This is a genomic window from Pseudomonas sp. NFR02, from assembly GCF_900119375.1.
GTDB classification, from domain to species: Bacteria; Pseudomonadota; Gammaproteobacteria; order Pseudomonadales; family Pseudomonadaceae; genus Aquipseudomonas; species Aquipseudomonas paracarnis.
In genome coordinates, this window is record NZ_FPJJ01000001.1 from 194968 (window position 1) to 204912 (window position 9945).

Consider the following 9945-nt stretch of genomic DNA (forward strand, 5'->3'; position numbering starts at 1 on the left):
TTCGTGAGCCTGAATGAAAAGCGAACGAATGATATCGAGAATCATTATTTGTGTGTGTTTTTGTTACATTAATTTATGGCGATTATTGACAAAAAAACCGCGCTCCAAAGGCGCGGTTTCTCGTAAACGGCCCGGCTGCGTGGGCCGGGCGTCCACATGATTTCAGAGCTTCAGGAGCTTTTTGCCTGGCGTTGCAGTTCGAGAGTTTCGAGCTCGTTTTTATAGTTGTGGGCGTCGCTCTCGTTGTGAAACATGCCGACCAATACGTCTTGCTGATGGACATCCCAGATGTGAATCCCGTGGCCTACTGCTTCATGGGACATATGTTCATCGTCGCGTTCAGTTACTTTTACAGTCATCTGCTTGCTCCAATCTCTGGTTGATCTGCGGCAAGTCGTCGCAGGCCTCTGTTATATGATTTGTTAGCTTGCTAAGTAAACTGATTTTGCGCGCAATAATTCATTGCGGGGAACGCAACAATGCTGCAGGCCTTGTAAACCAAGGCATTGCGTCGCCAGCGCAGCGGCTTTATGACAAAAGTTTCATGTTCAGGTCGGCTAGGTTGACCTCGGCACCGCTATCGCAGGCAAGCCAGCTCCCACCTTGGAATGCATTCCACTGTGGGAGCTGGCTTGCATGCGATAGCGGGAGTGGCGTCCCCTAAAAATCCCAGGCAAAAAAAAGCCCCGCATTCAGCGAGGCTCTTTTCCGGTGCATCAGCAATCAGCTGCCTTTGACAGCCTTACCGTCAACGGTGCCATCCTGCAGCATGATGTTGTATTCCTTGCCGTCAGTCTCGACCTGACGCAGGGCAACCAGGATGCCGCCCTGGTCCTTGGCAAACCACATCTGGGTGATGCGCTTGCTCTGCGACGGGTCGCGCACGCGCTCGACCTTGATCGCGTCGATCGAACCGACCTTGGTCTGGACCTTTTCCGAGCCGATCACGCGGAAGTCGTAGGTATCGGTATCAGTACCCTCAACCACGCGGTAGCTCATGCTCTTCTTGCCGGCGGCAACATCGCGTTGCAGAGCAAGCTGGTAGGTGGACTTGTCGAGCATGCCGCTTTCGAGAGTGACATTGACCGGGTCTTTGTTTTCAAAGCCGGTGACTTTTTTAGCGCTCTGGTCGAAGTCCAGGTTGATCTTCTTCGCCTTGCCCAGGCCGCCGCGTTCGAAGCTGTAGCTCTTGGGTTGCAGGGTGTCCTTGTCGAACAGGATCACGCTGGTTTCGGTCAAGCTGGCAATCATCATCGAGGCCTTGAAATTCAAGGTCCAGGTACCGTCGCCATTCTTGCTCAGGCTGCGTTCAGCCGAACCGCTCATGGGCAGTTGTTTCCAGTCGGCGGTGTAGCTGACGGAGAAGGGGTGAAGGTCTGCCGCTTGTACGGCAGGCAAAGCGAACAGCGCAAAAGCGAAAAGCAGGGCGCGACGCATAAAATCTCCTAGGTTCGAATCAAGTGGCCGCTGGCCGCGAGTAACTGGCCGTCCAATAATGCACCCTGGTCGCCAAGAATCAACCGTCCTTCGGCAAACCAGCGAACAGCCAGCGGGTAAATCCTGTGTTCCTGGGTATGAACCCGTTGCGCAAGCGTCTGCGCCGAGTCGCCTGACTCTACCGGAACCACTGCCTGTACGACCAGAGGCCCGCCATCGAGTTCCTCGGTCACAAAGTGCACGCTGCAGCCATGCTCACTGTCGCCGGCGTCGAGGGCGCGCTGGTGGGTGTGCATGCCTTTGTACTTGGGCAGCAGGGAAGGGTGGATATTGAGCAGGCGTCCTTCGTAGTGCCGGACGAAATCTGCGCTGAGGATGCGCATGAAACCGGCAAGGACCACGAGTTTGGGGTTGAAGGCGTCGATCAGTTCGATCAAGGCGCTGTCGAAGGCCTCGCGACCGTCGAACGCCTTGTGATCCAGGGAGCGAGTATCGATACCCGCGTCACGGGCGCGTTGCAGACCGTAGGCGTCGCTGCGGTTGGAAATCACCGCAGCGATGCGCACCGGGCTGTCGCCGGTGCGCGTGCTGTCGATCAGGGCCTGCAAGTTACTGCCGGTGCCGGAAAGCAGCACCACGACATCACAGGTCTGGGGCATCAGTGAGCCTTGAGGTTCTTCAGTTCAACCTGGGCTGCGCCTTCGGCGGCAGTGGCGATCTGGCCAATGACCCAAGGTTGCTCGCCGGCTTCACGCAGCACGTTCAGTGCGGTTTCAACGTGTTCCTGCGCAACGCAGATCACCATGCCCACGCCGCAGTTGAGCACGCGGTGCATTTCGGTTTCGTTGACGTTGCCTTTTTCCTGCAGCCAATCGAAGACAGCCGGGCGCTGCCAGCTGGCTACGTCGACAATCGCCTGGGCGCCTTTTGGCAGTACGCGCGGGATGTTGTCCAGCAGGCCGCCACCGGTGATGTGGGCCATGGCCTTGACGGCGCCGGTGTCCTTGATCAGCTTGAGCAGTGGCTTGACGTAGATGCGGGTCGGCGCCATCAGCAGGTCGGTCAGTGGCTTGCCGTCGAGCTGGATGTTCTCGATGTCGGCGCCGGACACTTCGATGATCTTGCGGATCAGCGAGTAGCCGTTGGAGTGCGGGCCGGACGATGGAAGGGCGAGCAGGGCGTCACCAGCGGCTACTTTGGAGCCGTCGATGATCTCGGCTTTTTCCACCACGCCGACGCAGAAGCCGGCCAGGTCGTAGTCTTCGCCTTCGTACATGCCTGGCATTTCAGCGGTTTCACCGCCGACCAGGGAGCAGCCCGACAGTTCGCAGCCAGCACCGATGCCGGTTACGACCTGGGTCGCGGTCTCGACATTGAGCTTGCCGGTGGCGTAGTAGTCGAGGAAGAACAACGGCTCGGCGCCGCACACCACCAGGTCGTTGACGCACATGGCGACCAGATCGATGCCGATGCTGTCGTGCTTGTTCAGGTTCAGGGCCAGACGCAGCTTGGTGCCCACGCCGTCGGTGCCGGACACCAGTACAGGCTGCTTGTAGCCGGCCGGGATTTCGCAGAGGGCGCCAAAACCGCCCAGGCCACCCATGACTTCAGGGCGCGCAGTGCGCTTGGCGACGCTCTTGATGCGTTCGACCAATGCTTCACCGGCGTCGATGTCTACACCGGCGTCCTTGTAGCTCAGGGAGGGTTGCTTGCTCATGATCCAGGCCTTTAGGGGGGATTTCTGGGTAACGACCGGGCGGGCGGGGGCTTTTTGGAAAGGGCCCTGCCGTTGACGGTCTGCGAAGGCGCGCGATTTTATCAGGCTTGAGGGGCAGCGGCCATCCTCGGGCCGACGGGCAGGGCATATGAGTTCAAAAAAATGCAAATCGGGCCGGTAATCGTGCGTATTAAGGTATAGCCTTGAGCTCGCTAGCGTTATGACAGTATGAAAACTTACCGGGACCTTGTGAATGTTTTACCGGTCGCTGTGTCACAGCCTTGCCAAGCCGAGATCACGCGGTCTGTTCCAACCGCTAAATTTGTTGTTCGGGAATCTTCCATGCGTCTGTGTAAATTCTTCTTTGTAGGCTGCTTGTCGTTGGCCAGCCTGGCGAGTCATGCCGAAACCCTCAATGGCCTCTATCAAGTACTTGAACCAGTCAGCAGCCAGTCGCCCCAAGAGCGCGACCAAGCCACCCAGCGTGCTGTGCAGACCCTCGTGATCCGCCTGACCGGCGACGCCAAGGCCGCCGATGGCCCTGGCCTGGCGGCGATCCGCAAAGACCCGCAACAAATCATCAGCCAGTACGGCTACGACGCCGGCCCGCCAGAAAGCCTGCAAGTGGACTTCGACCCGGTCAGCACCGACCGCGCCTTGCGTGATGCGGGCCTGTCGATCTGGGGCAGCAACCGGCCATCGATCCTGGGTTGGTGGCTGAACGATTCAACTGAAGGCAGCAGCCTGGTCGGCGATGGCCAGGCCGTTGCCCAGGCCCTGCGCCGGGCCGCGCAACACCGGGGTCTGCCGCTGCGCTTGCCGCTGGGAGACCTGGATGAACAGGTAGTCGCCACCGCGCCGAACCTTGAAAGCCCGGACGCCACGCCTTTGCGCGCAGCCTCCGAGCGTTACGGTGCCGATGGGTTGCTGGCAGTGCATGCGCGTCAGGAAGGCAGCCAATGGCAGGCAAAATGGCGCTTGTGGCTGGGCGACAAGGCTGAGGAGGGTACCGCTCAAGGCGCTGACACTGCCGCGCTTGCCGACGCGGTATTGCTGGCGGTCAGCCAAAAGCTGGCGCCGCGCTTTGCGGTCAAGCCAGGGGTGAGCAGTGAGCAACTGCTTGAAGTGCAAGGCATGAACCTGGAGCGCTACGCCGCCCTGGGCCGTTTGCTGGAGCCCTTTGGCGGCCAGCCGCAGTTAGTGGATGGCACCCGGATCGTGTATCGCGTCAATGGCAGCGCCGAACAACTGCGCGCCCAATTGAGCTTGGCCAAGCTGCAGGAAATTCCTGCTGGCGAAGCCCCGGCCCAGCCAGCCGTGATCGATGGCACGCAACCGGCTGTTGCACCTGAGCCCCAGGCGCAACTGCGTTTTCGTTGGTAAATAGTGTTCCTCCTTCTATATAGAAGAAGGGCGTAAAAAACAGATGGAGTGGTTTATGGCGGATACGCGTCGTTGGGTGTGGCTTGGCGGGATTGTCCTGCTGTGCGGTTTTGTGTTCTTGCTGCATTCGATCCTGACGCCGTTCCTGGTGGCGCTACTGCTCGCCTATCTGTTCGATCCCGTGGTGGATCGCCTGGAAAAAGTCGGCATGTCGCGCACCTGGGGCGTGATCACGGTGTTTGCGCTGTTCACGTTGATCATCACGGCGCTGGTGTTGATATTGGTGCCGATGTTGGCCAAGCAGCTGTTTCGCCTCTATGAGCTGGCGCCGCAGATGCTCGACTGGTTGCAGCACACGGCCATGCCGTGGGCCCAGTCCAAGTTCGGGCTGGCCGATGGCTTCTGGAAGTTCGACAAGGTCAAGGCAGCTATCAGCGAGCATATGGACAAGACCACCGATATCGTCACGGTGGTGCTCAGCCAGGCGACTGCGTCGAGCCTGGCGCTGATCGGCTGGTTGACCAACCTGGTGCTGATCCCGGTGGTGGCGTTCTACCTGCTGCGAGACTGGGACATCATGATGGCCAAGATCCGCAGTCTGCTGCCTCGTGACCGCGAAGAGCGTGTTGTTTCGCTGGCAGCGGAGTGTCATGAGGTATTGGGTGCGTTCGTGCGTGGCCAGTTGCTGGTGATGCTGGCCCTGGGGGTGATTTACGCTGCTGGCCTGATGGCGATCGGCCTGGAGCTGGGGCTGTTGATCGGCTTGATCGCGGGCTTGGCTGCCATCGTGCCGTACATGGGCTTTGTGATCGGCATCGGTGCGGCGCTGGTGGCCGGGCTGTTCCAGTTCGGCGGCGACCTGTACCCGATGCTGGGGATTGTCGCAGTGTTCATGGTGGGCCAGGCCTTGGAAGGCATGGTGCTGACGCCACTGCTGGTGGGCGATCGGATCGGCCTGCACCCGGTGGCAGTGATCTTTGCGATTTTGGCGGGTGGCGAGCTGTTCGGCTTTACCGGCATCCTGTTGGCGCTGCCGGTGGCGGCGGTGATCATGGTGCTGGTGCGCCATGTGCACGACCTGTACAAGGATTCGGACGTGTATACCGGGGTGGATGAGCCCGAGTTGTAATCGCGGTGTCACAAACCCGGCCCTGGCCGGGTTTGTTGTTTCTGGCGCCGGGGTGCGTCAAACAAACTGCGTAAAACCCCCGGGTTAACGCAAACCTTTGATTTTGCTTGTGGTCTGCTGCATTGTGCGCCCGGCGTCACGGGTATAAACTTTGCAAACTTTACATAGAGGCCACTAACGGTTCGATGGGAGCCGTTCAGTCAGCATGAAACCGATTCAGCTGCCCCTAGGTGTGCGTCTGCGTGATGACGCTACCTTTATCAACTACTACCCAGGCGCCAATGCCGCTGCACTCGGCTATGTGGAGCGGCTTTGCGAAGCCGACGCCGGGTGGACTGAAAGCCTGATCTATCTGTGGGGCAAGCATGGCGTGGGGCGTACCCACCTGCTGCAGGCCGCATGCCTGCGTTTCGAGCAGACGGGCGAGCCGGCGGTCTACCTGCCCTTGGCCGAATTGATGGACCGCGGGATCGGCATCTTCGATAACCTTGAGCAATATGAACTGGTGTGTCTCGACGACCTGCAGGCAGTGGCCGGCAAGCCGGAGTGGGAAGAGGCGCTGTTCCATCTGTTCAACCGCTTGCGCGACAGCGGCCGGCGCTTGCTGATCGCTGCGTCCACCTCGCCACGTGAACTGCCGGTGAAGCTGGCTGACCTCAAGTCGCGCCTGACCCTGGCGTTGATCTTCCAGATGCGCCCATTATCCGATGAGGACAAGCTGCGTGCGCTGCAACTGCGCGCTTCCCGTCGTGGCCTGCACCTGACCGACGAAGTCGGGCACTTTATCCTCACCCGTGGCACCCGCAGCATGAGCGCGCTGTTCGATTTGCTTGAGCAACTCGACCAGGCTTCCTTGCAGGCACAAAGAAAATTGACGATCCCTTTCCTGAAAGAAACCTTGGGCTGGTAAGGTCTTGATTTTCCGTGTAACGGCATTTTCAAGGCGTCAGAAAACCTGCGTTTGAGCCCGAAGGGCTACGCAACTCAAGCGAGAAATGGAATCACGGCTTAGATGGCATAGTCGAAACGATAAGTCACATAGATCGCGATTGAATTTGCAAATCGATGTGATAGAGGGCATAGTCTCGGCTTCTTTACACATCAGCCACGGTCGTGCCCATGCTAAATCGCTTCGCACCCCTCGTGCCTCTCGCACTCGTTACCCTGTTGTTTGGTTGCGCCTCCCACCCTCAGCAGGTGGCAGAACAGCAAAAACCACAGGTTCAAAATCAGGCAAAGTTCGTTGCTGCACAGTCTGCTTCTGTTTATGAAGAAGAGGTGGCAACCGAAAAAGAACTCGCCGAGTTCTCTGACAGCAAGCCTTACCAACTGCCTCTTCTGGCCGACAGCATCCTTGAGCGCGGCATGTCCTTGATCGGTACCCGTTACCGTTTCGGCGGCACCTCGGAAGCCGGTTTTGATTGCAGTGGGTTCATTGGCTACCTGTTTCGTGAAGAAGCTGGCATGAATCTGCCGCGCTCTACGCGCGAGATGATCAACGTGAATGCACCGTTGGTCGCGCGAAACAACCTCAAGCCCGGTGATCTGCTTTTCTTTAGTACCAGTGGTCGCGGTCGTGTCAGCCACGCCGGTATCTACTTGGGCGATAACCAGTTTATTCACTCCAGCAGCCGCCGCAGTGGTGGTGTTCGGGTCGATAACCTGGGTGACAGCTACTGGAGCAAAACCTTCATCGAAGCCAAGCGTGCACTCGCCATGGCTCCGACTACGGTTACCGCTAGTAAGTAAAGTTAAAGTGATACTTGAAGTTTGACGTGTAAGCGCTAGAATCCCTGGACATTGTTGTCATCCGTTCGCGCGAGCTTTGCTTGCGCGTTCTGGTTTTCAACGTTCGGCAGCGAAAGCCGCATCCAGACCAGGATTGTTCTGCACATGTCGACCTCGGCCCGCCTGATGCTTATTGTTTGCGCCGCGCTGCTCAGCGCCTGCGCCAGTCGTACACCGCCGCCCGCGCCCGTCGCGGTCAAGCCTAAGCCGGTGTTCAACTATGCCACCCAGAATTTCTCGCCTGCTGCCGAAGACGTGCTCTTTCGTGCGCTGGGCCTGGTCGGCACGCCATATCGCTGGGGCGGCAACACACCGGACTCGGGGTTCGATTGCAGTGGCTTGATCGGCTTTGTATTCCGCGACGCTGCCGGCATCTCATTGCCGCGCACCACCCGTGAATTGATCGTGATGCGTGCCCAGGACGTCAGCGAACAAAACCTGCAAACCGGCGATCTGCTGTTCTTCGCCACCGGTGGCGGTTCGCGGGTCAGCCATGCGGGCATCTATGTGGGCGAAGGGCGCTTCGTGCATGCACCGCAGACCGGCGGTACGGTGAAGCTGGATACGCTATCCAAAGCGTATTGGCAGAATGCCTACCTGAGTGCCAAGCGCGTGTTGCCAGGGAATCTGGCGCGTAACCCCTGAATCAATAAAACTCCAAAATGTGGGAGCGGGCTTGCCCGCGAATGCAGTGTGTCAGTCAACGGCTTAATTGGCTGGGCCACCGTAATCGCGGGCAAGCCCGCTCCCACATGGGTATGTGGTTATTTACTTAACAGCCGACACCCGCCAAACCTTATTGCCCACATCATCGGCCACCAGCAAATCCCCCTGCTGATCTATCACCACCCCGACCGGCCGGCCCATGGCTTTCTCATCGCTATCAAGAAACCCCGTCAGCACATCCACCGGTTGCCCTTTCGGCTGGCCCCCTTCGAAGGGGACGAAAATCACCTTATAGCCACTGTGCGGCTTGCGGTTCCAGGAACCATGCTGGCCGATAAATGCGCCATTACTGAAGGGGGCCGGCAGTTTGCTGCCCTCGGCGAAGGTCAACCCCAGCGAGGCAGTATGGGGGCCTACCGCATAGTCGGGAGCGATGGCCTTGGCGACCATGTCCAGGTTCTGCGGGGTCACACGCACATCTACATGCTGGCCGTAATAACTGAAAGGCCAGCCGTAGAAGCCGCCATCCTTGACCGAGGTGATGTAATCCGGCACCAGGTCACTGCCGATTTCATCGCGCTCGTTGACTGCCGTCCACAGCCTGCCGCTCTGAGGTTCCCAGGCCATGCCGTTGGGGTTGCGCAGGCCGGAGGCAAAAATGCGGTGTTGGCCGCTGGCGCGGTCGACTTCCCAAATGGCGGCGCGACCCTGTTCGGCTTCCAAGCCGTTTTCGCCGACGTTGCTGTTGGAGCCGACGCTCACGTACAGCTTGCTGCCGTCCTGGCTGGCCACCACATTTTTGGTCCAGTGGTGGTTCAAAGGGCCACCGGGTAAATCCACCACCTTGGTGCCTGGGGAGGTGATCGCGGTTTCACCTGGCTGATAGGGGAAGCGCAGCAACTTATCCGAATCGGCCACGTACAGGTCGTTGCCCACCAAGGCCATGCCAAACGGCGAGTTGAGGTTCTCCAGGAACACCGTACGAGTTTCTGCCACACCGTCATGGTCGGCATCGCGCAGCAAGGTAATGCGGTTCGGGCTCGGCACGCCGGCGCCAGCGCGGTCCATGACTTTTTCCATCACCCAGCCGCGCACGCCTTTGGCATCGTCCGGCTTGGGCGGTGCATTGGTCTCGGCGACCAGCACGTCGCCGTTGGGCAGCACGTAGAGCCAGCGCGGGTGATCCAGGCCTTCGGCGAATGCGGCCACTTGGGTGCCGGCGGCGGCGACGGGCTTGGCGCCTTCGGGCCAGCCGATGGCCGGGGCGATATTGACGGTGGGGATCAACGTCTTGTTCGGCTCCGGCAGCCGGGGCGAGGGCCCGGTGCCGTCGGCGACCTGCAGGGTCGAGCTTTCGCCGCACGCAGCGAGGCTACCGGCGAACATGATCAGTAGGGCGAGTCGGGTTTTAGGCATGGTTTTCTCCTTGATACCTGTAGGGGTAGAGAAGCACGAACGGCGGATGGTTCAAGTACAAGGCCAGCTTTAATTGACGCTCCACCCCCAACCCACTAACCTTCGCGGCTTGTTCCAGGTGCTCTGTGGCGCGCGTGTCGACAGAGTGAAACAGGGAAGCCGGTGAGTGAGCGCACTTGTACACAGTGCTGCCGCGATTCCGGCGCTGCCCCCGCAACGGTAAATGAGTCAAGACGGTGCTGTTTGCCACTGTGTCGCGTGCGATATGGGAAGGCGCGCCCTCGGCTGCTTGCTATCAAAAGCGCCACTCATGAGCCCGGAGACCGGCCTGAATCATCCAACAGCATCACGGTGGGCGATGCTTGGCTGTCTGTTGTTTCTTTTTCCTGCCCGCCGTTTTTGTCCAGCC

10 protein-coding genes and 1 riboswitch are annotated in these 9945 nt (G+C 59.4%); of the genes, 5 read left to right on the forward strand and 5 right to left on the reverse strand.

The genetic code is table 11. The features are described 5' to 3' along the window. Positions 1–170: 170 nt before the first annotated feature. From BT199_RS00890 to purM, 4 genes are all read right to left on the reverse strand, one after another. A complete protein-coding gene (locus BT199_RS00890) occupies positions 171–359 on the reverse strand; it encodes a hypothetical protein (protein WP_003193064.1) in 189 nt (62 codons plus the stop codon). Positions 360–723: 364 nt separating this feature from the next. Continuing rightward, a complete protein-coding gene (locus BT199_RS00895; protein WP_014719399.1) occupies positions 724–1437 on the reverse strand; it encodes a DUF3108 domain-containing protein in 714 nt (237 codons plus the stop codon). Positions 1438–1445: 8 nt separating this feature from the next. Continuing rightward, complete coding sequence (purN, locus tag BT199_RS00900; protein WP_003193061.1) at positions 1446–2096, reverse strand: phosphoribosylglycinamide formyltransferase; 651 nt, start codon at positions 2094–2096, stop codon at positions 1446–1448. Further along, positions 2096–3154: a phosphoribosylformylglycinamidine cyclo-ligase gene (gene purM, locus BT199_RS00905; RefSeq protein WP_014719398.1), complete on the reverse strand. Its 1059-nt coding sequence runs from the start codon at positions 3152–3154 to the stop codon at positions 2096–2098. Before purM ends, purN begins: the two co-directional genes overlap by 1 nt. A gap of 342 nt (positions 3155–3496) precedes the next feature. On the opposite strand from purM, the gene BT199_RS00910 reads away from it, so the two are divergent. The 5 genes from BT199_RS00910 (at position 3497) to BT199_RS00930 (ending at position 8099) form a co-directional block, all read left to right on the forward strand. Next, positions 3497–4537 (forward strand): DUF2066 domain-containing protein, encoded by a 1041-nt coding sequence (locus BT199_RS00910; protein WP_072433683.1) that lies wholly within the window; start codon positions 3497–3499, stop codon positions 4535–4537. Between the two features lie 55 nt (positions 4538–4592). Continuing rightward, positions 4593–5666, forward strand: coding sequence for an AI-2E family transporter (locus BT199_RS00915; protein ID WP_014719396.1), 1074 nt, complete (start codon positions 4593–4595; stop codon positions 5664–5666). Between the two features lie 205 nt (positions 5667–5871). Then, the gene (gene hda / locus BT199_RS00920; RefSeq protein ID WP_014719395.1) at positions 5872–6576 is read left to right on the forward strand and encodes a DnaA regulatory inactivator Hda; all 705 of its coding nucleotides are present in this window, start codon (positions 5872–5874) and stop codon (positions 6574–6576) included. Between the two features lie 209 nt (positions 6577–6785). Further along, positions 6786–7415: a C40 family peptidase gene (locus tag BT199_RS00925; protein ID WP_003193051.1), complete on the forward strand. Its 630-nt coding sequence runs from the start codon at positions 6786–6788 to the stop codon at positions 7413–7415. 144 nt (positions 7416–7559) lie between these two features. Next, on the forward strand, positions 7560–8099 hold the full coding sequence (locus BT199_RS00930) for a C40 family peptidase (protein ID WP_003193049.1): 540 nt from the start codon (positions 7560–7562) through the stop codon (positions 8097–8099). Between the two features lie 123 nt (positions 8100–8222). On the opposite strand, the gene BT199_RS00935 is transcribed toward BT199_RS00930, so the two are convergent. Continuing rightward, the gene (locus BT199_RS00935; protein WP_019820421.1) at positions 8223–9536 is read right to left on the reverse strand and encodes a PQQ-dependent sugar dehydrogenase; all 1314 of its coding nucleotides are present in this window, start codon (positions 9534–9536) and stop codon (positions 8223–8225) included. A gap of 99 nt (positions 9537–9635) precedes the next feature. After that, positions 9636–9883: riboswitch (cobalamin riboswitch) on the forward strand. Positions 9884–9945: the final 62 nt, after the last annotated feature.